General features: G+C 63.7%; 20 protein-coding genes and 1 pseudogene. 18 read left to right on the plus strand and 3 right to left on the minus strand.

The features are described from left to right. Nucleotides 1-12 precede the first annotated feature (12 nt). The 4 genes and pseudogenes from guaA to AVTE2539_RS16475 all read left to right on the plus strand — a co-directional run bounded on the left by guaA (nt 13) and on the right by AVTE2539_RS16475 (nt 4,055). On the plus strand, nt 13-1,632 hold the full coding sequence (gene guaA / locus AVTE2539_RS16460) for a glutamine-hydrolyzing GMP synthase (protein ID WP_284402196.1): 1,620 nt from the start codon (nt 13-15) through the stop codon (nt 1,630-1,632). 301 nt (nt 1,633-1,933) lie between these two features. Beyond that, nucleotides 1,934-3,190: pseudogene (locus tag AVTE2539_RS16465) on the plus strand (tyrosine-type recombinase/integrase). 60 nt (nt 3,191-3,250) lie between these two features. Further along, on the plus strand, nt 3,251-3,526 hold the full coding sequence (locus tag AVTE2539_RS16470; RefSeq protein WP_284412164.1) for a hypothetical protein: 276 nt from the start codon (nt 3,251-3,253) through the stop codon (nt 3,524-3,526). A gap of 4 nt (nt 3,527-3,530) precedes the next feature. Further along, nucleotides 3,531-4,055 carry a helix-turn-helix transcriptional regulator gene (locus tag AVTE2539_RS16475; protein WP_284412166.1) on the plus strand — a complete coding sequence of 175 codons (525 nt, stop codon included), beginning with the start codon at nt 3,531-3,533 and terminating at the stop codon, nt 4,053-4,055. A 14-nt stretch (nt 4,056-4,069) separates the two neighbouring features. Here AVTE2539_RS16475 and AVTE2539_RS16480 read toward each other — a convergent pair whose 3' ends face one another. The 3 genes from AVTE2539_RS16480 to AVTE2539_RS16490 all read right to left on the minus strand — a co-directional run bounded on the left by AVTE2539_RS16480 (nt 4,070) and on the right by AVTE2539_RS16490 (nt 7,159). After that, the gene (locus AVTE2539_RS16480; protein WP_284412505.1) at nt 4,070-4,408 is read right to left on the minus strand and encodes a helix-turn-helix transcriptional regulator; all 339 of its coding nucleotides are present in this window, start codon (nt 4,406-4,408) and stop codon (nt 4,070-4,072) included. Between the two features lie 502 nt (nt 4,409-4,910). Continuing rightward, a complete protein-coding gene (locus AVTE2539_RS16485; RefSeq protein WP_284412168.1) occupies nt 4,911-6,035 on the minus strand; it encodes a sigma-54 interaction domain-containing protein in 1,125 nt (374 codons plus the stop codon). Next, the gene (locus AVTE2539_RS16490; protein WP_284412507.1) at nt 6,032-7,159 is read right to left on the minus strand and encodes an acyl-CoA dehydrogenase family protein; all 1,128 of its coding nucleotides are present in this window, start codon (nt 7,157-7,159) and stop codon (nt 6,032-6,034) included. The genes AVTE2539_RS16485 and AVTE2539_RS16490 overlap by 4 nt, the downstream gene beginning before the upstream one ends. Nucleotides 7,160-7,548: 389 nt before the next feature. On the opposite strand from AVTE2539_RS16490, the gene ssuD reads away from it, so the two are divergent. From ssuD to AVTE2539_RS16560, 14 genes are all read left to right on the plus strand, one after another. Beyond that, entirely contained in the window at nt 7,549-8,706 is a 1,158-nt protein-coding gene (ssuD, locus tag AVTE2539_RS16495; RefSeq protein ID WP_284412170.1) for an FMNH2-dependent alkanesulfonate monooxygenase, read from the plus strand. Then, nucleotides 8,703-9,902, plus strand: coding sequence for an acyl-CoA dehydrogenase family protein (locus AVTE2539_RS16500; protein WP_284412172.1), 1,200 nt, complete (start codon nt 8,703-8,705; stop codon nt 9,900-9,902). Before ssuD ends, AVTE2539_RS16500 begins: the two co-directional genes overlap by 4 nt. 18 nt (nt 9,903-9,920) lie before the next feature. Continuing rightward, nucleotides 9,921-10,235 (plus strand): hypothetical protein, encoded by a 315-nt coding sequence (locus tag AVTE2539_RS16505; RefSeq protein WP_284412174.1) that lies wholly within the window; start codon nt 9,921-9,923, stop codon nt 10,233-10,235. A gap of 99 nt (nt 10,236-10,334) precedes the next feature. Continuing rightward, nucleotides 10,335-10,946, plus strand: a complete 612-nt coding sequence (locus tag AVTE2539_RS16510) for a hypothetical protein (RefSeq protein WP_284412176.1) — start codon at nt 10,335-10,337, stop codon at nt 10,944-10,946. After that, entirely contained in the window at nt 10,939-11,883 is a 945-nt protein-coding gene (locus tag AVTE2539_RS16515; protein ID WP_284412178.1) for a nucleotidyl transferase AbiEii/AbiGii toxin family protein, read from the plus strand. Before AVTE2539_RS16510 ends, AVTE2539_RS16515 begins: the two co-directional genes overlap by 8 nt. A gap of 109 nt (nt 11,884-11,992) precedes the next feature. Then, entirely contained in the window at nt 11,993-12,856 is an 864-nt protein-coding gene (locus AVTE2539_RS16520) for a DUF5131 family protein (RefSeq protein WP_284412180.1), read from the plus strand. 36 nt (nt 12,857-12,892) lie between these two features. Beyond that, nucleotides 12,893-14,176 (plus strand): three-Cys-motif partner protein TcmP, encoded by a 1,284-nt coding sequence (locus AVTE2539_RS16525; protein WP_284412182.1) that lies wholly within the window; start codon nt 12,893-12,895, stop codon nt 14,174-14,176. A 92-nt stretch (nt 14,177-14,268) separates the two neighbouring features. After that, complete coding sequence (locus AVTE2539_RS16530) at nt 14,269-15,018, plus strand: three-Cys-motif partner protein TcmP (RefSeq protein ID WP_284412184.1); 750 nt, start codon at nt 14,269-14,271, stop codon at nt 15,016-15,018. Nucleotides 15,019-15,069: 51 nt separating this feature from the next. Continuing rightward, nucleotides 15,070-19,950, plus strand: a complete 4,881-nt coding sequence (locus AVTE2539_RS16535; protein WP_284412187.1) for an AAA domain-containing protein — start codon at nt 15,070-15,072, stop codon at nt 19,948-19,950. Beyond that, complete coding sequence (locus AVTE2539_RS16540; protein ID WP_284412189.1) at nt 19,947-21,518, plus strand: hypothetical protein; 1,572 nt, start codon at nt 19,947-19,949, stop codon at nt 21,516-21,518. Before AVTE2539_RS16535 ends, AVTE2539_RS16540 begins: the two co-directional genes overlap by 4 nt. 17 nt (nt 21,519-21,535) lie before the next feature. After that, nucleotides 21,536-22,639 (plus strand): hypothetical protein, encoded by a 1,104-nt coding sequence (locus AVTE2539_RS16545; protein ID WP_284412191.1) that lies wholly within the window; start codon nt 21,536-21,538, stop codon nt 22,637-22,639. A 317-nt stretch (nt 22,640-22,956) separates the two neighbouring features. Next, entirely contained in the window at nt 22,957-23,139 is a 183-nt protein-coding gene (locus AVTE2539_RS16550) for an AAA family ATPase (RefSeq protein ID WP_284412198.1), read from the plus strand. Between the two features lie 15 nt (nt 23,140-23,154). Further along, complete coding sequence (locus AVTE2539_RS16555; RefSeq protein WP_284412201.1) at nt 23,155-24,927, plus strand: ATP-dependent nuclease; 1,773 nt, start codon at nt 23,155-23,157, stop codon at nt 24,925-24,927. Between the two features lie 2 nt (nt 24,928-24,929). Beyond that, complete coding sequence (locus AVTE2539_RS16560) at nt 24,930-26,810, plus strand: UvrD-helicase domain-containing protein (RefSeq protein WP_284412203.1); 1,881 nt, start codon at nt 24,930-24,932, stop codon at nt 26,808-26,810. Nucleotides 26,811-26,821: the final 11 nt, after the last annotated feature.

Raw genomic sequence — 26,821 nt, forward strand, 5'->3', positions numbered from 1 at the left:
CCGTCGCCTGCCATGCAACACCAGAAAATCCTCATCCTCGATTTTGGCTCCCAGGTCACCCAACTCATCGCGCGCCGAGTGCGCGAGGCGCATGTGCTCAGCGAAGTGCACCCCTGCGATGTCACGGATGAATGGATCCGCGAATATGCCAAGGACGGCTCGCTCAAAGGGGTGATCCTCTCCGGCAGCCATGCCAGCGTGTACGAGGACACCACCGACAAGGCCCCGCAAGCCGTGTTCGAACTGGGCGTTCCCGTCCTGGGCATCTGCTACGGCATGCAGGCCATGGCCCACCAACTGGGCGGCAAGGTCGAGGGCGGGCACAAGCGCGAGTTCGGTTTCGCGGCGGTGCGAGCACGGGGCCACACCGAGCTGCTGCGCGACATTGCCGACTTCACCACGGAAGAAGGCCACGGCATGCTCAATGTGTGGATGAGCCATGGCGACAAGGTCACGGAACTGCCTCCAGGCTTCAAGCTCATGGCCAGCACCGAGAGCTGCCCCATCGCCGGGATGGCGGATGAAGAGCGCAAGTTCTATGCGGTGCAGTTTCATCCTGAAGTCACGCACACCGTGCAGGGCAAGGCGCTGCTGGAGCGTTTCGTGCTCGGCATCTGCGGCGTGCGTCCCGACTGGATCATGGGGGACTACATCTCCGAAGCGGTCCAGAAAATCCGAGACCAGGTGGGCGACGAAGAAGTCATCCTGGGGCTGTCCGGTGGGGTCGATTCGTCGGTGGCCGCCGCGCTGATTCACCGCGCCATCGGCGATCAGCTGACCTGCGTTTTCGTGGACCACGGCCTGCTGCGTTTGAACGAAGGCGACTTGGTCATGGAGATGTTCCAGGGCAAGCTGCATGCGAATGTCATTCGCGTCGATGCGAGCGATCTGTTCTTGGGCAAGCTGGCAGGCGTGAACGACCCGGAAGCCAAGCGCAAGATCATCGGCGGCGAGTTCGTGACGGTGTTCAAGCAAGAGGCCGCCAAGCTCAAGGCGGGCGACAAGGGCCACAAGGGCGCCACATTCCTCGCGCAAGGCACGATCTATCCCGATGTGATCGAGTCAGGTGGCGCGAAGAGCAAGAAGGCCGTCACCATCAAGAGCCACCACAACGTCGGCGGTCTGCCTGAGCAACTCGGCTTGAAGCTGCTGGAGCCGCTGCGCGATCTGTTCAAGGATGAGGTGCGCGAACTGGGCGTCGCCCTCGGGCTGCCGCCCGAAATGGTGTATCGCCATCCATTCCCCGGGCCGGGCCTGGGCGTGCGCATTCTTGGCGAAGTGAAGAAGGAATACGCCGATCTACTGCGGCGTGCCGACGACATCTTCATTCAGGAGCTGCGCAATTTCATCGATCCAGGCACTGGCAAGAGCTGGTACGAGTTGACCAGTCAGGCCTTCACCGTATTTCTGCCCGTGAAAAGCGTGGGTGTCATGGGCGATGGGCGCACGTATGACTACGTGGTGGCCCTGCGCGCCGTGCAAACCAGTGACTTCATGACCGCGGATTGGGCAGAGCTGCCTTACGCATTGCTCAAGAAAGTGTCCGGACGGATCATCAATGAGGTGCGCGGGATCAATCGAGTGACCTACGACGTCTCCAGCAAGCCGCCAGCGACGATTGAGTGGGAGTGAAATCAGGTCCTTCGGGGACTATCGCCACCTATCGAAAATCCGTCGTAACGTGTTGATTTCAAAGGAAATACGTCACGGCAGCTATCGGTGACTATCGCCGGGCAGCGCAACGGATTGACGGTAGAGGTGACGGTAAGAACCGGAGGCCGGATTAAGACCTCCTTGTTTACTATCGAGACCAAATCGGTCTTTGACGGTAAATCACTCCTCTGGAAAGCTTGTTTCATGCGGCTTTCCGGGCATCAGCAGGTCTCCTGACCCCTGACGGTAAAAGCCGTCATGAACAGGAGGAAAAACCTCGATGCTTACCGACACCGCACTGCGCAATTTCAAGCCTAAGTCCAAGACTTACAAGGCTTCCGACCGTGACGGCATGTACGTGACGGTATCGCCCACCGGTACCGTCACCTTCCGCTTCGATTACCGTCTCAACGGCCGGCGGGAGACGCTGACCATTGGCCGGTATGGGCTGTCCGGTATTTCGCTGGCGATGGCCCGCGAAAAGCTGCTGGATGCCAAGAAGGCCGTCGCCCAGGGCAAGTCCCCGGCGCACGAGAAGCAGCGCGAGAAGCGCCGCCTTACCGCCGCCAAGAACTTTGGCGACATGACTGCCCAATGGCTGGCTGGTGCCAGGATGGCCGACAGCACGCGAGCGATGCGTAAGAGCATCGTTGATCGGGACATCCTGCCGGCCTTCCGGAACCGCCTGCTCAACGAAATCAGCGCCGATGACTTGCGTGCCTTGTGCGGCAAGGTGAAGGGGCGGGGCGCCCCGGCCACAGCGGTGCATGTCCGCGACATCGTGAAGCAGGTCTATGCCTTCGCGATCATGCATGGTGAGAAAGTGGACAACCCGGCGGCCGACGTGGGCGCGGCGTCGATTGCAACCTTCATGCCCAAGGACCGTGCCTTGTCGCCGTTGGAGATCCGCCTGATGTCGCGGCAGATGGAGTCGGTGGCCACCTACCCCACCATCCGGCTGGCGCTGCGCATGATTCTGCTGACGCTGGTGCGCAAGAGCGAGCTGATCGAGGCTACCTGGGACGAGGTCGATTTCGAGAATGCGACCTGGACCATTCCGAAGCAGCGGATGAAGGGGCGCAATCCGCATGTGGTCTACCTGTCGCGCCAGGCGCTGGACATCCTGGTGGCGCTGCACACCTGTGCGGCCGGATCGAAGTTCGTGCTGCCGTCGCGCTACGACTCCGACCGCAGCATGTCCCACGCGACCCTCAACCGGGTCACGCAGATCGTGGCGCAGCGGGCGAAGGATGCAGGCCTGCCGCTGGAACCATTCACCGTCCACGACCTGCGCCGCACGGGTTCGACGCTGCTCAACGAGATCGGGTTTAACCGCGATTGGATCGAGAAGTGCCTTGCGCACGAGGAAGGGCGCTCCTCGCGCTCGATCTACAACAAGGCCGAGTACGCCGAGCAGCGGCGCCACATGCTGCAGGAGTAGGCCAACATGGTCGATGCGTGGATTGATGGGCAAACCTATGTGCCGAAGCTGATGCCGGACAACGTGGTCGTGCCGGTGCTGAGCGCAATGGCTTGATGTAGTGGCAAGGTTGTCACTTGACAACCTTGCCGTATATTCCCATACTGGAGACTGTTGATGGCACGTTCCTCTCATCCGAAGAAAGAGGTCGAGGAAGCGCTCAGGCACGCCGAAGGGCAGGGCTGGCGCGTAGAAGTCGGTGGCAGCCATGCTTGGGGGCGGATCTATTGCCCGTACAAAGACGCGGAGTGTCGCTGTGGCGAGTTCTGCATCACCAGCGTGTGGAGCACGCCGAAGAACCCCGGCAACCACGCGCGTGCCTTGCGGCGCGTCGTGGACAACTGCACCACACACCGCAAGCAGCAGGAGGCCGCTGACGATGCCGAGGAGTAGCACGATGGAATACACCTTCACCCTGAAATACCAACTCGCCGACGATGACCGTGACGCGGAGGCGCTGGTCGAGCGTCTGGGCGAGGCCGGTTGCGACGATGCCCTGGTCGGCATCGGGCAGCCGGGGCGGCTCGCACTGGAGTTCACCCGCGAGGAGAGCAGTGCGGACGCAGCAGTGCGCAGCGCGCTGGCCGACGTGCGGCGCGCCGTACCGTCGGCCAAGCTGATCGAGGTCGCGCCGGATTTGGTCGGGCTGACCGATGTAGCCGACATCGTGGGCGTGTCGCGGCAGAACATGCGCAAGCTGATGCTGGCCCATCCGAGCAGCTTCCCGACGCCGGTGCATGAAGGCAGTGCGTCGATCTGGCACTTGGCGGATGTGCTGGTTTGGCTGCAGGCCAGGGGGAGCTACTCGCTGGCCTTGGACGTTCTGGAAGTGGCGCGCGTGGCTTTGCAGGTCAATGTAGCCAAGGAAGGGCGAAGGCTATCGCGGTCGGCTTCCAAGGAACTGGATGCTCTTGTTGGATGAGGCCGGCGCCAGCTTCATCCCTGAGCGGAACCCGCCCGAACAGGGCGGGTTTTTCGCAAGTAGACATCCGGCTTGGTAGCGCCGGCGCGAGGGGCTTGCTTGCGTTCGTCGATCCAGGCCTCCACCTCGGCCAAGTCCCATACTACGCAGCGCGGCGTCAGATTGAAGCGCCGTGGAAACTCACCGCGACGCTCCATTTCGTAGATCGTCGTCTCGGCCAAGGGAACGATCTGCCGCAACTCATGGCGGCGAATGGTGCGCCGAAATGGCAGAACGTTGTGCTTCGGAAACTGCGGGAGATCGCTGTAGGCGTTTGAGCCCGGCAGGGGAAGGGATGCGGGCTGCAAGCGCATCTCGGCGCCGCTGTCGCTGCCGATTTTTCCCGCCGGGTTATTCTCCATGACGAACTCCGTGATTGTTCGGCTATCTGACTTGCCACCGCACGCCAATATGGTGGCTTTCATTGGCTATCGCGGCAACTCGCAGGAGCGTAGCGAGGCGTACTGAAGACAAATAGCCACTGAGAAGGGGCAGGGCATGGCGACGATAACGGTTTGTTCGATTCACATCGAGGAGTACAGCGGCATCCAGTTTGAGCGCCTTGACTTTGCGTACCATGTCCGCGAGGCTGGCGTGGCCTGATCTGGCACGGCCAATTGGGAGGCGGCCAACGGCGGGACATCTCGGGTATCGACCCGTTCGATGGCCAGTCGGCACGCAAGTCTCATGAATCGTCGAAGCGGTGCCTGTTCGCGAAGAATCGGAGCGCGCACCCTGCTCTGTTATCGACTTAATTCGCTATGCATATACCAATGTGACGGCGATCTTGCAGACGACCTCTCGCTCCGATCGTGACTACTTGAGTGCTGAGATCTCCCGACTCTTGATCAGCCGCGAGCGCAGCACATTGCGGCTGATGCCCAGCAGCTTGGCGGCCTGCACCTGGTTGCGGTGGCAGAATTCGAAGGCTGTGCGCATCACGGTCTCCTCGATCCTCTCGAAGAGCTGTGAGTCGGGCTCGTTGAACAGCGCGCGCAGCACGGTCTCCAGCGCCTGCTGTGGCGTGGCCTCGGCCGGAGCGTCGCCTTCGGTCGCGCGGCGCTGGATGTGCAGCGACGACAGGTGCAGGTGCTCCTCGCCGAGCACGTCGTGCTGGCAAATCAGCAGCGCGTGGTGGATCACGTTCTCCAGCTCGCGGATGTTGCCGGGCCAGCCGTGGTCGCCGAGCTTGCGTTCGGCCGCCGCGTTCAGCCGCACCGCGCCGTAACCCAGCCGCTGGCGGTATTCCTCGATGAAGTGGCGCGCCAGCGGCAGGATGTCGCCGGGCCGCTCGCGCAGCGTGGGCAGTGCCAGGTGCACCACGTGTAGCCGGTAGAACAGGTCCTCGCGGAAGTGGCCGGCGGACACGGCGTCCTGCAGCCGCACGTTGGTGGCCGCGACCACGCGCACGTCGATCGGCACGCTCCTGCGCGAGCCCAGGCGCACCACCTCGCGCTCCTGCAGCACGCGCAGCAGCTTGACCTGGATCGACAGCGGCAGGTCGCCGATCTCGTCGAGGAACAGCGTGCCGCCGTTAGCCGCCTCGAACCATCCGGTCTTGGCCGAGAAGGCGCCGGTGAAGGCGCCTTTCTCGTGGCCGAAGAGCTCGCTCTCGACCAGGCTTTCGGAAAACGCGCCGCAGTTCACCGCCACGAAGGGCTTGCCGCTGCGCCGGCTCAGGTCGTGCACGTGGCGCGCGATCAGCTCCTTGCCGGTGCCGGTCTCTCCGATGATCAGCACGTTGGCGTCGCTGGGCGCCACCATGCGCACGCGCTCGAGCAGCGCGGCCGAGCGCGGGTCCTGGAACACCTGCGCGGTGGCGCGGATCGATGTGGTCAGCTTGCGCGGGTTGGGCAGCGTGAGCAGCGGGGGCGCGTCCGCCTCGCTGTCGGTGGCATCGGCCGGCGGCAGCACGCCAAGGGGGCGGTAGAAGGCGTTCATGAGTAGAAGGTCGGTACGGGGTATTGCTGCTTGAGGGCCCACTCGCCGAGCTCGCGCACCTTGTAGGCCACGGGGTCGTGCAGGGTTTGGGTGCGCAGGTTGCGCCAGTGGCGGTCCAGGCGCAGGCCGCCGTGGGTGGCGCGCGCGCCGGCCACGTCGAACATGCGCGTACAGATGTCCAGCCCGGTGCGGGTGGCCGCCACCTTGGCGCTGGCCACGGCCACGGCGACCTCGCCGCGCTCTTCGTCCTTCAGCGCGGCGCCGCGCCGCCAGGCCGCGTCGAGCCGGTCGGCCGCGCGGTCGGCCAGCACGCGCACGCTTTCCAGCCCGACCCAGAAGTCGCCGTACTGGCTCAGCACGTACGGGTCTTCGTGCATCTGCTCCACCTTGGCCGCATGCCAGGGGCGCGACTCGTGCAGCGTGTAGTGGCGCGCGTCGTCGAACGCCGCCTCGGCAATGCCCAGGTAGATGTTGGCCAGCACCAGCTGCGCCACCAGCGGGCGCAGGCAGGCGAAGGGCGTGGACAGCGGGCCGGGGTCGGCCAGCACCTCGTGCTGCTCCACGCGCACCTTCTCGAAGGTGACGCTGCCGCTGTCGGTCTGGCGCTGGCCGATGTTGTTCCAGTCGGGCGCCACGAAGATGCCCGAGCGCCCGGTGGGCAGCGCCGCCACGATGAAGGCACCGTTGCCTTCCTCGCGCGCCGAGGCGATCAGCATCTCGGAGTCGAGCGCGCCCGAGCAGAAGCTCTTCTGCCCGGTGAACTCGCGCCAGCCCGCGTGCACGCTGGACACGGTGCGGTCGTCCAGCGGGTTGAGCGCGTTGCCCCAGAACCAGCGCCGCCGCGCCGTCTGCTCGAACCACGGCTCCCACTGCGCGGGCCGCGCGAACAGGCGCACGGTGGCCAGCATCAGGTGATGAAAACCGAACACGTGCGCGATGGAGCTGTCGGCCTGCGCCAGCAGCCGCACCACGTCGAGCGTCTCGCGCCAGTCGGCGCCACCGCCGCCGAACGCGGCCGGAATGCTCAGCGCCAGCAGGCCGCTCTCGCGCAGCGCGTCGCGCTCGGCCTTGGGCGTGCCGCCGCGCTCGTCGCGCTCCACGGCGGTGGCGGCAAAGCGCTGCATCAGGCCCTGCGCGAGCTCGCGCGCGCTGGCCGCGGGGGGCAGGGAAAGGGCGGAATTCACAGTAGGACTCACGCGGTGCCTCGTCGTTTTCTTGAAGGGGTGCTCGTTGCGGCGCGGCATGCAGGCAGGGCTGCTGCGCCAGCAGCATGTTGACGGCGCACCGGCACCGCTTCAACGACGCGATCGGCATATCGATCCTCGCTTTGCTTCTGTGGCAGCAACACACGCAGGGCCCCGTGCCTGGCGTGGCCGGGATGCAGCACCGTTGGTGATCGGCTGCTGCTGCAGCAGCAGAAACGGCGCCCTGCGCGCCGTTTGCGCAGGCGGATCCACTGGCACGCAAACTGCTGAACCGCTGGCTCGACGACAGGCAATGCCAAGGCGCTTCCATGCAACTCTTCTGGTTTCTTCCCACCCACGGCGACAGCCGCTACCTGGGCACCTCGCGCGGCGCGCGCACCGTCAGCCACCACTATTTGCGGCAGGTGGCGCAGGCGGCCGACGAGCTCGGCTACGAGGGCGTGCTCATTCCCACAGGCCGCTCGTGCGAAGACGCGTGGGTGGTCGCGTCGGCGCTGGCGGCGCAGACCGAGCGGCTCAAGTTCCTGGTGGCCATTCGCCCCGGCATCATCTCGCCGACGGTGTCGGCGCGGCAGGCCGCCACGCTCGACCGCTTCAGCGACGGGCGCCTGCTCATCAACGTGGTAACGGGCGGCGACCCCGACGAGCAGCACGGCGACGGCAGCTTTCTCACGCATGCCGAGCGCTACGAGGTGACCGACGAGTTCCTGCGCATCTGGCGCGGCGTGGCGGCCGGCGAAACCGTCAACTTCTCGGGCCAACACCTGCGCGTGGAGAATGCGAAGACGCTGTATCCGCCGGTGCAGAAGCCGTACCCGCCGCTGTGGTTCGGCGGCTCGTCGGACGCGGCCATCGCGCTGGCGGGCGAGCAGGTCGACGTGTACCTCACCTGGGGCGAGCCGCCGGCCGACGTGGCCGACAAGATCGCCCGGGCGCGCGCCGCGGCGGCGCGGCACGGGCGCACGCTGCGCTTCGGCATCCGGCTGCACGTGATCGTGCGCGAGACCAGCGAGGCCGCCTGGCGCGCGGCCGACGAACTCATCTCCTACGTCACCGACGACACCGTGGCCGCCGCGCAGAAGGCCTTCGCGCGCTTCGACTCGGTGGGCCAGCAGCGCATGGCCGCGCTGCACGGCGGACGGCGCGACCGGCTGGAGGTGTCGCCCAACCTGTGGGCCGGCGTGGGCCTGGTGCGTGGCGGCGCGGGCACGGCGCTGGTGGGCAGCCCCGAGGAGGTGGCCGCGCGCATCCACGAGTACGCCGCGCTGGGCGTGGAGACCTTCATCTTCTCGGGCTACCCGCACCTGGAAGAGGCCTACCGCGTGGCCGAACTGCTGTTTCCGCTGCTGCCGCTGGACCTTACGCGCCCGGCGGGGCAAGCGAACATCACCGGCCCGTTCGGCGAGGTGATCGCCAACGACATCGTGCCGCAGCCGGTCCCGGCGCGCGGCAAGGTGGCGGCATGAAGCACTTCGGGGCCGAGGCCGGCGACGAGGCCGTGCCCTGGCACGCGGCCGCGCAGCGCGTGACGCAGGCGCTGGCGGCCACCGCTGTCGAGCGCGACCAGCGCGGCGGCGTGCCCAAGGCTGAGCGCGACCTGCTGCGCGAGAGCGGCCTGCTGATGCTCAGCGTGCCGGCGCAGCTCGGCGGCCTGGGTGCCAGCTGGCGCCAGACGCTCGACGTGGTGCGCGGTTTTGCGCGCGTCGACAGCGCGGTGGCGCACGTGTTCGCCTTCCATCACCTGCTGCTGGCCACCACGCAGCTATTTGCGCGGCCCGCGCAGTGGCAGCCCTGGGTCGAGCAGACGCGCACGCAGCGCTGGTTCTGGGGCAATGCGCTGAACCCGCTGGACAAGGGCACGCGCGCGCGCAGCGTGGGTGGCGAGGGCGGTGGCCACCTGTTCACCGGGCGCAAGAGCTTCTGCTCCGGCGCCGGCGACTCCGACATGCTGGTGGCTTCAGCGCTCGACGCCGACGACCGGCTGCTGATCGGCGTGGTGCCCACGCGGCGCGAGGGCATTGCCGTGCTGGGCGACTGGGACAACATCGGCCAGCGCCAGACCGACAGCGGCAGCGTGCTGTTCGACGAGGTGCGCGTGGAGGCGCACGAGCTGCTGCGCGACCCCGGGCCGCTGTCCACGCCCTTCGCCTGCCTGCGCCCGCTGCTGGCGCAGCTGATCCTCGCCAACATCTACCAGGGCCTGGGCGAGGGCGCGCTGGCCGAGGCCAAGGCCTTCACCTTGCAGCAGGCGCGCCCATGGCTCGCGTCCGGCGCATCGGCCGCCAACGAAGACCCGTACGTGCTGGCGCACTACGGCGACTTCTGGCTCGCGCTGGAAGGCGCGCGCAGCCTGCTCGACGGCGCCGCCGCCGCCTTCGACCAGGCCTGGCTGCGCGGCGATGCGCTCGATGAACACGAGCGCGGGCAGGTCGCCGTCGCGGTGGCCGCGGCCAAGGTGGCGAGCACGCGCGCCAGCCTCGAGGTGGCGCACCGCATGTTCGAGGTGACCGGCGCGCGCGCCACCACTGCCGCGCTGCGGTTGGACCGCTACTGGCGCAACCTGCGCGTGCACACGCTGCACGACCCGGTCGACTACAAGGTGCGCGAGCTCGGCGACTGGGCGCTGAACGCGCGCCTGCCGGTGCCGAGCTTCTATTCCTGAAGACCGACAGCCGATGCCATGAAGGGCCTGCGACGCGATGTCGCAGGCCCTTTTTTTTTGGCGCGTGCGTGTGCGGCTGTTGCTGCACAGGCGGCAGCTTCTCGCGCGTGTTGCTGGCTGGCGTTCATTCGGTGCACGCATACCGATGTGCGCGCGGCAACTAAGGCCGCCGGGCTGCTGATCGATCAGCAACCAAACCGCAGCCTGCTGGCGATACAGCATGCGCCGCAACTGCGATTTTTGGCTAAGTCGTTGATTCCAAAGAGAAAAGAAAGTGGCACGCGATTCGCATACATCGAGCGTGCCGCGAATTGCTTGCGGCTTCTGAACTGAGGTCATATATGCTTTGCGTGGGATAGGGGCTTCAAGAGCGCGAGCAGGCAAGCTGCCGAAAAACGCTAAAATGCATGGAATTTCAATGAAAAATTAGCCATGCCTGCCACCCTCCAATCTCCTGCTGCCTCTTTGCGAGGCGCTGCTGCGCACCTCGCTGGCGAGCTTCAGGCGGGGCGCGTTTACCGCCGGGAGGATCTCGCGCGCCTGTCCACGGCGGTGGACCGGCATCTGCGTGAGCTGGTGGCTACCGGTAAGCTGAAGAAGCTGGCCCAGGGCCTGTACCACGCACCGAAACAGTCCAGCTTTGGTCCGCTGCCACCGGCCGATGAGCAGGTGGTGGGTGGCTTTCTGCGCGACAAGGATTTCTTGGTGTTCTCTCCTTCGGCTTACAACGCCGTGGGTTTGGGTACAACCCAGCTTTACAACCGAACGCTGGTTTACAACCACAAGCGCCACGGCGTTTTCAAGCTCGGCAACCGGCAGTTCGACTTCCGGATGAAGCCGCGCTTTCCCAGGAAGCTGACGCCGGAGTTCTTGTACGTGGACCTGCTGAACAACCTGGACGAACTGGCGGAGGATCGCGATGCGGTCTTGCGCCAGGCGCGCAGCAAACTGCTTTCATTCGATCCCAGTCGCTTGCAGCGCGCAGCAGACAGCTTTGGCAGCGTGGCCACTCGCAAGCGCCTGCGGGAGTGGACGGGTGGCTGAGTTCCTGCACGAACGACGGGACTTCGATCAGTTGCTGGCAGTGGTCGCCGACGAGCGTGGCGTTGATCCCGTGCTGGTCGAGAAGGACTACTGGATCATGCATTGCTTGTGGGGCCTTCAGGTGCAGGGCTTTCAGTTTGAGCTGAAGGGCGGCACGTCCTTGTCGAAGGGCTTCGGTGTCATCCACCGCTTTTCGGAAGACATCGACATCCGCATTGAACCGCCCGACGGCATGGACGTGAAGACGGGACGCAATCAAGACAAGCCTGCACATGTTGAATCACGGCGTGCGTACTACGACGCGCTGGCAGCCCGGATCTACATCCCGGGTATCGACAGCGTAGAGCGTGATACCCAGTTCGACGACGACAAGATGCGCAGTGCCGGCATTCGCTTGATCTACGCATCGCGTGTTCCCGCGCTGGCTGGTGTCAAAGATGGCATCCTGCTGGAACTCGGGTTCGATGACACCGCCCCGAATCGGCCAGTCACGATCTCGTCGTGGGCGCTGGATGTGGCCGTGGATCGTGGGGTGGCAGCGGAGAACAATCGTGCAATGGCCGTACCGTGCTATGCCCCCACACACACCTTCGTCGAGAAGCTGCAGACGATCTCCACCAAGTACCGTCGACTGGACGAAACCCAGGCATTCCCCGCCAACTTCCTGCGGCACTACTACGACGTGCATTGTCTGCTGGGGCTGGAGGAGGTTCAGGCGTTCATGAGGACGCCCGCTTACCAGGAGCGCAAGGCGCTGCGGTTCCGCACCGGCGATGAACAGGCCATTGCCCGCAATCCGGCTTTTGTGCTGGCCGACACTGGGCAGCGCCAGCGCTTTGCGCAGGAATACCGCAAGACAGCCGCGCTGTACTACCAGGGACAGCCGGATTTCGATGTGCTGGTGGATCGGATCCATCAACACATTGATGTCATGTGAGGGCGAGGAATTGACACGCCAATTTGCGGACTCCGTGCCTTCCCATCACAGCACGGCTGTGCTGTACAAAAAGACAGTGCATTGTTACAATGCACCAAGAGAGTGAACAATGGGAAAAGACACCAGTATTGAGTGGACGCACCACACCTTCAATCCATGGTGGGGTTGCGTGCGCGTGTCCGATGCGTGTGACCATTGCTATGCCGAAACCTGGGCGAAGCGCCTCGGGGAAGACGTTTGGGGCGCAAAATCGGAGCGGCGTTTTTTTGGAGATGCCCATTGGAAGGAGCCCCTGAAGTGGGACCGGGAGGCCAACGAGAGCAAGACCAGGCGGCGCGTGTTTTGTGCGTCCATGGCGGACGTCTTCGAGAACCGCAAGGATCTGGTTCTGCATCGGCTGCGCCTTCTGGACCTCATCGCGGCAACACCACATCTTGATTGGCTGCTCCTGACCAAACGAATCCACTTGGTGCGCAAGCAACTGCCAAAGGGCTATGAGCTGCCTTCCAATGTTTGGCTGGGCGCGACCGTCGAGAACCAGGATGCCGCAGTCAAACGGCTGAAGTATCTTTTGGAGTTCGATACGCCGGCCGTCCGCTTCTTGTCATGCGAGCCTCTGCTAGGACCCCTGGATCTACGCCAGTGGTTAAAGCCGGGCGAGGGCAGTACGCGGGTGGACTGGGTGATTGCTGGCGGTGAGTCGGGGCCAGGTTCGCGTCCCATGGATCCGCAGTGGCCGGAAGACCTCCGCAAACAATGCAATGCAGCCGGCGTCGCGTTCCATTTCAAGCAATGGGGGCATTGGGCACCCCTTGAGCAAGCCGCTGACGCCGTTACGGGCCGTACCCCGATCCACATCGTCAGACGCGATGGCTCAGAGGTCAAACTCGCCGCTGTCGGAAAAGGCAAGGCTGGCCGCTCCTTGGGCGGCCGCCATTGGGATCAGTTTCCGAGCCCGAGAAACACGGTATAGCGTCGATCCACTTCAGTACTGCAGAAAGGCTTGCGCTTGGCAGAGAGTCACTACGATTGGAGGAACGGACCGGCAGAGATCGATCCGCACAGTGTGACGAAGCATGAGGTGCTAGTCGGCTACCTGATTCGGTACTTCGAGCAGCGCACACTCAATGCGCGGGGACGAGAGCGGCTGCGCATCACGCTGGTCGATGGATTCTGTGGGGGCGGGCTATACACGCTCAAAGGGCGAGGCACGGAAATCCTCGGATCTCCGCTTCGCATGCTGGATGCGGTTCGGGAGGCCGGTGTCCGAGTCAATGCCCAGAGAACGAAGCCCATTGAGTTGGATGTGCGGTACATCTTCATCGACAAGGATGCCCGCGCGTTGTCGCACCTGAAACAGGTATTGCACGATAGAGGATACGGCGCGCAAATCGGCCAGTCGATCCACGTCATTCATGACGACTTTGCCTCGGCATCGCCGACGGTTTTTCGGTTGATCCAGGCTCATACGCCCCTGGCCCACACGGCGCTTTTCTTTCTGGACCAGTACGGGTACAGCGAAGTGCCGGCGCCCCTGATTCAGCAGATATTTGCCGAGTCGCCGAAGAGCGAAGTGGTCCTGACGTTCCATGTCTCGGCTTTCGCTACCTACACCAACGATGAGTTCACAGACAAGGTCTCTGGCAAGCTGGCCATCGACATTCGCTCGGCGTTGGGGGGGAGAACGATCGAGCAGATCAAGGAAGAGGACTCGGCGGACTGGCGGCGCTTTATTCAGGCCGCGCTGTACCAGGCATTGGTGAAGGATTGCGGAGCGGAGTACTTCACGCCCTTCTTCATTCGTGGGGAAGGGAGTGGTCAAGGAGAATATTGGCTTGTGCATCTTTCGCGGCACCCGCGGGCGCAGGATGTCATGAAGCAGGTGCATTGGGAACACCAGAACCATTCCATTCACTACGGCGGCGCGGGCCTTGACATGCTCGCGACCCACATGATGGGTTTCCGTCAGGAGTTCGAAGGGGGATTCGTGTTCGACGATGCAGCACAGAATCTGTCCGCCGATGTGTTGCCTCAGCATTTAGCGAAGAACATTTTCAACCGGGCGCAGCCTGTGCAGATCGGCGAGCTCTATGCCTCGACTTGCAACACGTCACCGGGCACGTCGCTCATGTACAAAGACGCCCTTCAAAGGTTGTCTGGCGAGAAAGACATCGTCATTCGGTCCGAAGACGGAACGGTCCGACGGCTTGCACGGTACATGCGGGATACGGACTGGGTCGAACGAAACCGGCAGGGCTCCCTGTTCGTCGTTTCGCAAAGGGGTAGGTTGTGAGTTTTTACCTCGCTCACAACGATGACCCTTTGCCACATCTGCCGGTGGAATTGGGACGAGCCGGCGAGGGTGTTGGCCGGTGGGTGCCAGAGATGAAGCACACATTTCTGGCCAAGTACGTGGAGGGCACGAGAAGGGCGCGGGAGAAGTTCAAGCAGCGCGTGTATGTCGATCTGTTCTGTGGTCCAGGGCGCATTCAGGTCAAAAGCGAACCGATGACCCGTCCTGGTGGCGCACAGATCGCATGGCTGCATTCGCTTCGGGACAACGTGGCCTTCACCTCGTGTCTCGTCGGCGATCTGGACGCGTCGCGGGCATCGGCCTGTGCGGAGCGGCTGCAGGCGATGGGCGCGACGGCAACAGCTTTGCCGGGGGCGGCTGAGTTCACGGTGGATCAAGTGCTTCCCATGATTCCAAAGGGCGCTCTGTGTCTTGTGTACCTTGACCCCTACAACCTGCAATACCTGTCGTTCAGCGTGATCGAGAAGCTGGCGCGGCTAAAGTTTGTTGATTTCGCAGTCCATTTCAGCACCATGGATCTGCGGCGCAATGTACTGATGGAATACAACCCGGAGCGTGCGCGCTTTGATGCAGCGGCGCCTGGCTGGCGTGACCATATCGACCCGGTGGCATTTGTGCGCGGTGACGCGGACGAAGCGTTCTTTGAGTACTGGTGTGGGCTGGTGCGTGGTCTTGGGTTTTCGATTAGTCGGCGCATGCCACTGGTGCGCGACGAAGGAAATAGACCATTGTACCACTTGGTGTTTTTCAGCCGTCATGAACTGCCCAATAGGATCTGGGGCGACGTGGCTCAAGGTCCGAACCGTGAGTTCGACTTCTAGGTAAGGGCGGCACTCCTCAATTTTTTTCTGCCGAGTGCGGCGAACATAAGAATGAAGATCGACATCATCAGCAGTGACGGCATCCACGCCTCGGAGAAGGAGGCGCTGGAGCGCATGCGGCAGGCATTCAATGCGTCTGAGTTCAGCCTGAAGTGGCAGGGTTACGCCGGTTTCATGATGATGGACACGACCTACCGGGATCGCGAGATCGACCTGGTGCTGCTCACCCATGATCGCTTGCTGCTCATTGAGCTCAAGAAGTGGCGGGGCAAGATCGAGCCGATGCAAGACCACTGGCTGCGCGACGGCGACGACATGGGGCGCTCTCCAGTCAAAGTGCTCGCCGACAAGTGGAAGATTCTCTCGTCCAAGATCCGCAACCGCCTCACCGAGCCGGCCAGGTCCGTTTACATCGACTACCGCGTTGTGATGTGCGGAACAGCAGATTTCTCAGCGATCCCGGATGATGAAAAGGCCTTCGTCCTGACGCTTGACCAGTTCCTGAAGATCGCCAAGCAGGGCGGCTATCGACAGGAGTTTGGCAACCCCTGCGCAGGTAAGCCCAATCAGCATCTGCAGACCTTCACGCAGTTCTTCCGTGGCCGGGACTTCAAGCCCGCGGGTTTTTCGTTCGGCAACTTCCAGATCGTGGGCGAAGCGACTTTTCCGCATCCGCAGGGCCTGTACAAGGAGTACAAGTCGGTCAAGAAGGACGACCAGCGGCACGAAGCCTTGCTGCGGCGCTGGGACTTCTCCGCGCTTACCGGCATCGCCGACACCCTTGATGAGCGGGCGCGCATCGCGCTGCGCGAGCACAAGGTGCTCGGTTTCATCCATGAGCAGTGCGAGCAACTGGATGGTGTGGTGCTGCAACCGCTGTCCCATCCCACCAGGGACGACATCGACGCGGACTTCTGCGAACTCTACCGACTGCCCTCGCGCCAACTGCGGCTCAACGAGTTCGTGCACCGCCACGGGCAGGACCTGTCGTTCGTGGACCGCCTGTCCTTGATCAAGGTGCTGCTGTCGCACTTTGCGGAGCTGCACGATGCCGGTGTGGCGCATCGCGATGTCAGTGACCACAGCCTTTGGCTGGAGCGGCCGTCGAAGGTGTCCATCTCCGGCTTCCTGACCGCCTACTTTCCCGAGGCGGGCTCGGTCGGGCCGCTGCGAGACAACCTGCGTGCGGGCAAGGCCGTGCTACCCGAGGATTCCGAACTGGGCGAGGGCGAAGCGAGCGACGCATTTCGGGGCGATGTCTACCTGCTCGGCGCGGCCGTGCACCACGTGCTTTTCCTGCGCCTACCGCGTCAGATGGAAGGCTTGTTCCTATGGGAGCCTCCGGAGGGGACCGACTGCGATCCCGGCCTGGCCGCCTGGTTCGCCCGAGCCATGGATTGGGTTCCATCGGCGCGCTTTGCGAACGCCCGCGTCATGCTGGACGCCTTGAACGCTCTGCCGGTCGGCCGATTGTCAAGGGCCGAGGTCGATCTGCACGCCTTCGAGGCCTACCGCAGCGAAGTCATGCCGATGGTGGCCTATCCACTTGAGGAGAACATCAAGCAGGGCCACAGCCATCTCTACCGCTCGACCGTGGGCGGACGCCCAGTGTCGGTGAAAGTCTGGTACGGACGCCGACCCGATCCGAAGCGCCCCGAGGAGACGCATGCGCTGAAGATGTTCCTGGACAAGGCCCGCCTTGTGCAGAGTCAGCCCTGCGCCTCGCTGGCGCCAGTGGTGGACTTCGGGATATCGGACGCGGGTACCTTCCTGGTCCAACACTGGGTGGAGGGGCAGGGTCTGCTGGAAGCCGGTGCAACCCGCCCGGCGGCGCGCGAGATCCTCGCGCTGTGTCACCAACTGGTCAAGGCCACGCTGCATCTGCATGGGCTGGATCTGCAACACGGCGACCTGCACCCTGGAAATGTCCTGATCGACGGTACAGACGTGCGCTTCATCGACGCCATCGACATGGTGCAAGGTGGCGCTGCCGGTCCTCACAACCCAGCTTATGCGCCCGTGGACCACGAGTCAGTGTCGCCCGAGCAGCGCGATTGCTATGCCGTGGCAAAGATGTGTGGGGAACTGCTGGACGGTGTTGCGTCCTGGGAGGGGATTGATGCACTCCCCTTGCGTGAGGAGATCCAGCGCTGCCTAGACAGAGAACTGCGTGTGCATGCGCTCGACCGCATCGACGACGCTCTCGCACGGTTGCTTCATCCGCCATTGCTCGACACCGGGCCGCGGCTGGTCGTTCAGATGCGCCAACTCACCTCGCGCACGCCGTTGGCAGGCGACAACGGTGCGTTCCATGTGGGGGTGGCGATCGAACGGGTGCGCAATAGCCGGCAACAACCCCACGTGGAAGTGTCGCTGTCGGGGGTGCGTCGGCGCCTGCTGATCCTGCTCAAGCCTACGACGCTCGACTTTGCGTCGCTGCGCGTGCACGACATGCCACACAGCCAGTTCGTGCGCATGGCCACTCAGGCAACCGCAACGCTGAAAGCAGAAATCCATTTCGAGCCCGCGCCGGCCGACGATGCCAGCGACTTGCTCACGACGCTGGAGGCGATAGCGGAGGTCCGCGAGGCCATCGACGCCGTCCGCTACCAGCTCCTCGGCCTTGACGCGCCCGAGGAGGAGGTTGACGCCGGCGAAGAGGATCTGGGCGTGCCACGCGCCGCCCCTCGGACCGAGGCGTTGTGGCGAGCTATCCTCAATGCCGAAGAGGCTACGCTGCCCGAAGTCGAGATCGCCGCGCCGGTGGCGCGAGAGCTGGGGCGCCGCGACAAGCTGCGCATTCCGTACCGCAAGGAAGGCGAGGCGCTCGACTACGAATCCGACGCGAAGGTCGAGGCCTTGCAGGAAACCAATGGTGAACTGGTGAAGGTCGGCGACATCGACATGCGCGAGACCACCCAGGCCATCCTGGTGATCGACAACCCGCGCATCCGCATGCAGACCGGCGTGGGCGATCGCATCAAGCTGCGCAGCCAGCAGGATCTTTCCTCGTTCCGCCGCCGGCATCTTGCCGTCACCCGCATCCTGGGACGCGAATCGGTACTGCCCGACCTGGTCGACTATTTCGATCCGGTGCAATGCCCGCTGCCACAAACCCTGCAGGCCTCCCCCACCGACGCAGAGTTGGATGCCTACAACCGTCACAACGAGTCGGGGCAGTTGGTGTTCTCCCTCAATCGGCAACAGCGGGATGCCTTTGCGAAGCTGTGGTCCCAGGGGCCACTGAGCCTGCTGCAGGGGCCGCCGGGCACGGGCAAGACTTCCTTCATCGCATCTTTCATCCACTACGCGATGTCCCACGGCGCACAGAGCATCCTGCTGGCAAGCCAGTCGCACGAGGCGGTGAACAACGCGGCCGAGAAGGTCATCGAGCTGTGCCAGCGCACTGACCTGCCGCTGGACGTGGTGCGCTTCGGGGCCGAGGGCATGGTGTCCGAGCAACTGCGGCCGCACCATTCGGCGTCCATCCTGCAAGCCTACCGCGATCTGTTCCGATCCGAGATGCGCCAGCGCGTTGTGGCGCTAAGTCGCAACCTGGGCTTGCCCAGTGCATTCGTGGAGGATTGGTTCGACATCGATTTCCACCTCGGACGCCTCTTGAGAGACATCGAGCGGCTGGCGCGCAAGCGCTCGGAAGCCAATGCGACGGGAGAGGACATCGCGTCTGGGGCAGCGCGCATCGGGCAACGCACCGAACGTCTGCGCACCTTGGCTCGCGAGAAATTCGACGTGCACGAGGTGGCCGATCCAGCCGAGACGATTGCCCAGCTACGGCGCGCCGCGATGGAGGCCCACGGCGTGACCTCGGCCGATGCCGTGTCCAAGCTCGATCAGGTCATGGCGATGGCCCAGGAATGGGTAGACCGGTTGGGCACGCTGCGAGGCAATTTCGAGGAATTCCTCGCCAAGACGCGCTCTCTGGTGTGCGGCACCTGCGTGGGCCTGGGGCGCTCCCAGTTCGGGGTGGCCCGCAACCGCTACGACTGGGTGATCGTCGACGAGGCGGCCCGGGCCACGCCGGGCGAACTGGCCGTCGCGATCCAGTCGGGGCGCCGAGTGTTGCTGGTTGGGGACCACCGGCAGCTGCCGCCGCTCTACACCGAGCCGCTGGTGCGCCGGATCTCCGCGGACCTGCAGTGGCTGGACCGATCCGTGCTCACCCGCAGCGACTTCGAGCGTGCCTTCGAGTCCGACTACGGCCGCCAGGTCGGTGCGACCCTGCAGACCCAGTACCGCATGGCGCCGCCGATCGGCGAACTGGTGTCTGCCTGTTTCTACCCGGTGCCGCTGCAGCCCGGCCGCGGTGATCCGCCGCCATGGTTCGATCAATTGCCCGAACGTATCGGCGCGGTTGTGACCTGGGTCGATACGTCGGACGCCGGGCGCGAATCCCACGACCGGCCCAGGACGCCCGGCTTTGACAACCTCTATGAGGCGCGCGAGATACTGGATCTGCTGCGCTCGATCTGTACCAGCGGACCCTTCGTGCAGTCCCTGATGGACCACTGCGCCGAGGACGAGAAGCCCATCGGGGTCATCTGCATGTACGCCGCGCAGGAGCGCCTGCTGCAACGCATGCTCAGCGAACAGGACTGGGCCACCGGCTACCGGCGCTTGATCAAGATCGACACCGTCGACAGCTACCAGGGCAAGGAGAACCGGATCATCATCGTGTCCACCACGCGCAACAACGGCCGCTACGAGCAGGGTTTCCTGAGCAGCAACGAGCGGGTGAATGTGGCGATCTCGCGCGCCATGGATCGCCTGGTGATCGTCGGCGCAGCCCGCATGTGGCGCGAGCGCCACCAGCGCTCCCCCATGGGACGGGTCCTCGCGCACATCGAGGCGCATCGCGACGACAAGGCGTTCACGATGGTCCAGGCATCCGCCTTGGAAGGGAGTCCGGCATGATCACGCTCGAGGAACAACAGCTGCACGAACACCTCGCAGTCGATGAGATCACGTTCGCCATTCCCGCGCAGAGCTTCGCGATCTCGTGCGCCATCAGTGCCGAAGAAGCGCTGCCGGTGGTGACGGAGTTCGCCCTGCGCATCGCTTACGTCTGCGGCACGCTCAGTCCCGCGCAGATCCAGGATTTCTTTGGTTTCTCGAAGAAGGAAACCGATGCGGTGCTCAAGTCCTTGCTCGATGAGCGGCTGCTGCAATGGAACGACGAGCACCTGGAGCTCACTACTTACGCGCTGGCGCGCTTCCAGGACAGCTCGGACAATCTGCCGCGCTTCTTCAAGATCCAGGACTGGAGCGCCGAAGTCGTGTTCGACCTGATCAGCTTCAGCCCGGCGGGCCGGCCGAGCCGCCTGAAGCGGGTGCGTTCGCAGATCGAGCTGGCGACACGCAACCTGGATAAGCAATCGCGCACGCGGCAGTACGCGGAGCAGTCCTTCCAGCAGAACTTCCGCCAGATCTGTACCAGGGAGAAGGCTGAGATCTACAAGATCAGCGCCATCGACGCCGGCGAGCGCTTCAGCATTCCCCTGCAGTGTACGTTCCACCTCGATCTGAGCGGGCAGACGAGCATTCGGCGCGACATCGATGATGAGAGCTTCGGCAGCCGGCTGGAGATCGCCGAGGCGATCACCGACGCGCTGGCCAGCCAGGAGCGGGGCGACAACGAGCGCTTGCGGGACTTCATCCAGACCTTCGATGACACTCTGCTGCAGCGCTACGTGACAGGGGATGCGTTCGATCTGCGCCGTTACGCCCAAGAGGCCCATCTGACGCGGTCCGTGCGCCCTGAGGACGACCGCGTCACGCCAATGCTGGGCGCGCTGTACCTCCCACGCAATGCCGCCTTGCTGCTCGAACGCATTCAGGCTGCGATGGCGCAGCCGAACTCACGGGTTGAGCCTGAGCCGCCTTCCACGGAAGGGGCTGAAGCCGACACCAAGGAGGCTTCAGAAACGACGCATCCTGCGCAGTGGGAGGCCCTGTGGTGGGCGCCGCAGTCGCCGTTGTGGGCGCGCACGCGCAGTGCGCGCGACCTGGCGCAGAAGATCGACGGGCTGCTGGCCCCCCAAGGCGGCGAACGCACGTCGGCTGGGCTGCAGGTCGTGGTACCGACCGCACGCCGCCCCCCAAGGGAGCGCCTGGCCGTCTACCAGGACCAGTTCAACCGCCTGCTAGCGGCAGATGTGGTTTTGATGGATGGGAGCTTGGAGCTGTTGATCGTGCCGGACGTCTTGGTTTGTGCCATGTTTCATTTCAACTTGGCTCACAACGCGACGGCCGTGCCGATCGGTTTCATGTCGTCCACCCCTGAGCACATTGCATCCGCGGGGGCGCTGGTTTCAGCACGAATGCGAGGCCGCTCGGACAGCGTCACTGCGGCGCGCGAGGAGGGCGGTGCGGCTCTGATCGACGGTCTGGCGCAACTGGTGGCACGTCTGACACCGCCGCGCGAAGTTGACGCGGACGGGTCCACAAAGGGTGGCCGCGCTCGACTGACGCTGAAGAAGTAGCGAGAGAACGCTGGTTCATGACCCTCAACCTGGAATACGTGGAAGAGACGACGCAAAAGCGCCTAGCGCTCAGCGCGGGGGAACTCGTGCCGCTCGGCTTCGATGACCTGGTAGTCCTCCACGGAAAACTGCGCGAGCCCATCGTTTTCCCACTTCGAATCCGGGGTGCTCGAGTTGCTTCAACGGAATTCGAGCACTTGCAGATCGCGGAGAAGCTCAACGTCAAGGCGGAACTGCAAAGCCACCTTGGATCCACAGTACTGGGCCTGGTCAAGGGCGGATGGTTGCCCTCGGGACTGATCCTGGATGAAGACACGCTCTTGTTGCCGGATCGGTGCACGGTGGCGGCGCTGCGCAGCCGATTCGTCGGGGGCGAACCCAAGGAGGGAGTGCCGCCGGACTTCCTCGACTTTGCTCGCAACAAGGCTCTCAAAGTCAATCCCATGCTGTATGCCATGGAAGGTACCTCAGGTAGCCGCAACCCCGACGCTGCAGAACTGTCGGCGTTGTACGACCGAGCGGCACTCAAAATTGGAGAGGCCCTGCCCAAGGCTGTCATGTTTCCGGGCAAGGAAGATGCGCTGCAGGGTGTCCTTGGATTGCTGCGAGATCAGGCGCAAGGATTTGCCGCGCGGCAGCGCTTCCTTACAAAGGCGGCTCCCCTGCTAGCCACCCCCGTCGGTCGCAAGCGACTCCCTGACCTATGGCAGCAACTGCTGGAACTTGCCGAACGGCATGGCGTGGCACGCGCATCGATGCTGGTGTGCGCGCTTTTCAGTGCTAGCGCCGCGCACCCCGCGATGAATCCGGCCATGGGGGTCCTGAAGCCACGCCGCCAATACACGGAAAGGAATGCCTTCAACGCATTGGCGGATCTTCGTTCCTTGGACTTGTTGATCGCTGCAGGGACAGATTTTCCAGACAAGAGGGTGGCACTCCTAACAGAAGACCGAGCGCTGGCCCTGTACTGGGTGGGCATGCAGACGCACAGCCATCGCAGGGATGGGACCAGCATCCACTACGCCATGAACCCGCACACTGCAATGTTCGCCCGCCTGAGCGATCAGGAGGTACAAACCGTGCTGAAAATGCTCTCGGATGGTGGACGGGCTTCGGCCTAAGGCCTCAATGCTCGACAACGGCCTGAAGAAGGCCGCGGCGCTCCAAAGAAGTTCACACTTCGTTCCCGTGAGCTGATTCGCCGTCAGCCTCGCGATGGAGTGGGGGCAGTGCTCGCACGACTCCAGCCACCGTATATTGGTGGCGGTGGTGCCACGTGTTCAGGCCATCCTGGCACCTGGAATCTCGATGAGCCGGGACCAGGTCCCCGACTTCCGGCACATCCTCATTTCAGGGAAATCCCGTTTGGGCGTTTGGGCGCCTTGTGACTCGGTCATACTGGACGCCGAAATTACATTCGGCTACATCCATATTCCGCATGCATATCGAGCGATTGCACCTGAGCGGCTTTCGGTGCTTCGGCCCACAAGAAAGCACCATTGCGCTGAAGCGCGACCTCACCGCATTCATCGGCGTCAACGGCGCCGGTAAGACCGCAGTCCTGTTGGCTTTGGCTCGGCTCTTTGGCGTGACCTCTGACCAACGTCGCCTCCGCCGATAGGACTTTCACATTCCTGTGACCGAACTCGTTCCTGCACCGCAGCGTAGCCTGTACGTCGAGGCCGTCGTTGCGTTCCCTGAGCTCGACGCGAACGCGAACCTCGCAGCGGTGCCAGAGTTCTTCCAGCAAATGGCCGCCGACGAGCAGGGCCACCTCAAGTGCCGCCTGCGGCTGCAGGCGACCTGGACGGACGATGGCTCGCTGGAGGGCGCGGTGGAGCAGAAGCTGCTGGCAGTGCGCACCTTTGGAGCATTCAAGGAAGACGAGTGCTTCGAACTGAAAGCCGTGGACCGGGCGAGGATTCAAATGATTTACGTACCGGCCACGCGAGACGGCGGCTCTCAGGTCACGGCCTTCCTCAAGGGGCGCCTGTGGCGCGCTATCAACTGGTCGCAGGGCGTCAAGGATGCACTGGTCCATGCTGGAGCAACGATGAACGGCGTCTTCGTCGGGGAAGCAGCTGTCGGTCGCATCGCCGCGGCCGTCAGTCATCGTTGGCAGCAGGTCCATTCCGCGGGCACGGACACCACGCCGGCCTTTCGGCCTGTGGACGTGCGCTGGCAGGAGTTTGTGCGCAGAGTGGAAGTCATGTTCTACCCCGATGAGTCGGGTCGTGAGCGTGGTCTCGACGACCTCAGTGATGGGCAGCGCTCCCTGTTCCACCTTGCCATGACGGCGGCGATCCTTGACGTGGAAGCGCAGGCAGCGGCCGATCCGGCCGCTGCAGGCTTCCTGGTCGACACAGTGTCGCTTCCCGTCCTGACACTGATCGCGGTGGAGGAGCCTGAGAACACACTGGCACCGTTCTACCTGTCGCGCATCGTGGGTCAGATCCAGGAACTCACTCACGGCCATCGGGCGCAAGCCATCCTGTCGAGCCACTCCGCGAGCATCCTGTCGCGCATCGAGCCCGAGGGCGTGCGGCATTTCCGCTTGAATTCGGTGGACCGCACTGCCATGGTTCGCGCGCTGCAATTGCCTGTTGGCGTGGAGGAAGCGTCCAAATTCGTGCGTGAGGCGGTCAGGAGCTATCCAGAGCTCTACTTCTCCCGTTTCGTTGTGCTGGGCGAGGGGGCTACCGAAGAGGTAGTGTTGCCCAAACTGGCGGAAGCGATGGGGTTTCCGATCGACCGGTCGTTCGTGGCCATCGTCCCGCTTGGTGGACGACACGTTAACCACCTGTGGCGGTTGCTCGCGGATCTCGACATTCCGCATGCGACCTTGCTCGACCTGGACTGGGGCAGGAGCGGAGGAGGGTGGGGGCGCATAAAAACGGCCTGTCAGCAACTGTTGGCCTGCGGCTTCTATCCACGCCAGGTATTCGGCACAGAGCTTCACCCCGAAGGACCATTGGCAAATTTTGCTGTGTTCGATCAGAACGCTGCGGGGAATGTGCAGGGAATGAGCATCGATGGGTGGCTCAATTGGTTGCGTCAATTGGGCATCTTCTTCTCAGCCCCGCTCGATCTGGACCTCTCGATGTTCAACGCCTTTCCCATTGCGTATCAGGCGCTGGAAGCTGGCGAGCGCGGACCTTCTGCTGCTGGCAACCCCAGAGAGGCCGTGCTTGGCGAGGATGGGGTGCATGCCTTGTACGACGTGAATTGGGATTTTTCACTTCGCTGGTACCGCTATCTGTTTCTCGGTCGAGGCAAGCCAACGATGCACGTACGGGTGCTCTCGACCGTGCCGGCACAGCAACTCGCCGCAGGCGCCCCCGAGGAACTGCGGGCGCTGCTGAACTACGTGCGCGCCAAGCTCGAACCCGTGGCGCCGGGCGGCGTGTGACGATGGGGCGCGTTGCACCGGACGCATGGCGCCCGCGAGGCATCCCTGATCTCGAGCCCCAAGCCTGGCGGGCACTCAGGCATGTCGGCTCTGCGTCGGTCGTTGCCGGTCCGGGTTCCGGAAAGACCGAGTTCCTAGCGCAGCGGGCCGTCTATCTGCTGGAGACGGGGCTGTGCCCGCCGCCCTACCGGGTGCTGGCCATTTCATTCAAGGGCGATGCGGCAGCGAACCTCGCCGCTCGCGTGCGTCAGCGTTGCCCGCCGGAACTGGCCAGCCGTTTCGTGTCGATGACCTTCGATGCTTTCACGAAGGGATTGGTGGACCGCTTCCAGTCTGCGATCCCCGCGTCGCGCCGGCCGACCAAGCCCTACGACATCGCCTTTCCGACACGACGCCAGATGGAGGGTTTCCTGGATGGCGCACGCTTGGCGGCACCGCAACCTTGGCAGTTTGAAATCGCGGGACTTGGCCCGCTGACCTTCGAGCCGGAGGTTGTAGGCAGTCGGATTTTGGAGATCGAACGGGTTGCACCTCAGAACGGCATCGAGTTTGCTATCGACCGCTGGTGGTACCAGCAACTGGTCGGAGCAGCACGCTCCACGCTGACATTTGTCGGTATCAACCGCCTTGCGGAACTGCTGCTGCGATCGAACCCGCACATTCGCACGGCAATGCGAACGACCTACCCATTCGTGTTCGTGGACGAGTTTCAGGACACGACCTACGCGCAGTACGACTTGCTCCTGTCCGCCTTTGCGGGCCATGCGATGGTCACGGCCGTCGGGGATCACAAGCAGCGGATCATGGGGTGGGCGGGCGCGCGAACCGATGCCTTCGAGAGGTTCGAGGCCGACTTCCGGGCGCAGCGATTTCCGCTGCTATTCAACTTCCGCTCATCGCCGGATCTCGTGCGCATCCAGCACGTGGTGGCGCGCGCGCTGGATGCCGGTGCTGTGCTAACCCAGGCGCAGGCCGTGCGCCAAGTGGATGGCGATGTGGCCCAGATCTGGGCCAGTCGCACGCGTGAGGCCGAGGCAAGCCATCTCGCACGATGGATTGCATCCGATATGGCGCAGCGCGGCAAGCAGCCCCGCGACTATGCGTTGCTGGTGCGTCAGACAGCGGACGTTTTCGAAGGAGAACTGAGCGAGGCTTTTGCGGCTGCCGGAATGAGCATACGCAATGAAAGCCGCTCGCTGGGACGCACGACGGTGCAGGATCTGCTGGCGGACGAGATCAGCCAGGTCGTGCTTGCATTTCTTCGGTTGGGAGCAAGCCGACGAGAACCTGACGCGTGGCAATGTGCTTCCGGTGCGCTTCAGATCCTTCGTGCGCTTGATCCCGATGATGAAGCGGGCGCAACCCGGAGCGAGGCGAAGCTCGCAGGCTTCCTGGCGGACTTGCGCAGCGATATGGCCGCTATCTCGCCGAATCGAGCGAGCGCGGTGGATCTTGTTGTCAAGGTGTTCGAGTTTCTGGACGGAGATGCCATCTCGCGGACGTTTCTGCAGTACGCCCATGGCGATTTGCTACAGATCATGGCCGAAGCCTTCGCGCAGCACTTCGGGAACAGCGCTCAAACGACACAGGACTGGCCGGCTTGTCTCGCCGCGTTCGCTGGTATCGGGCAAATCCCTTTGATGACTGTGCACAAGAGCAAGGGCCTCGAATATGACACCATCGCGTTCCTGGGTCTAGATGATCGAGCTTGGTGGAGCTACGTTCCCGGCAATCCGGAGGGTATCGCCACTTTCTTTGTCGCTTTGTCGCGCGCCAAGCAGCGCGCGATTTTCCTTTTCTGTCAGGAGCGGGGGCAGCGCGAGAAGGTAGCGGACCTGTTCGCATTGCTTGCACAGGCTGGTGTACAGGAGATCGCGATTTAACATGCGCGAAG

The sequence above is a fragment of the Acidovorax sp. SUPP2539 genome, assembly GCF_030158975.1.
In the GTDB taxonomy this organism is placed as follows: domain Bacteria; phylum Pseudomonadota; class Gammaproteobacteria; order Burkholderiales; family Burkholderiaceae_C; genus Paracidovorax.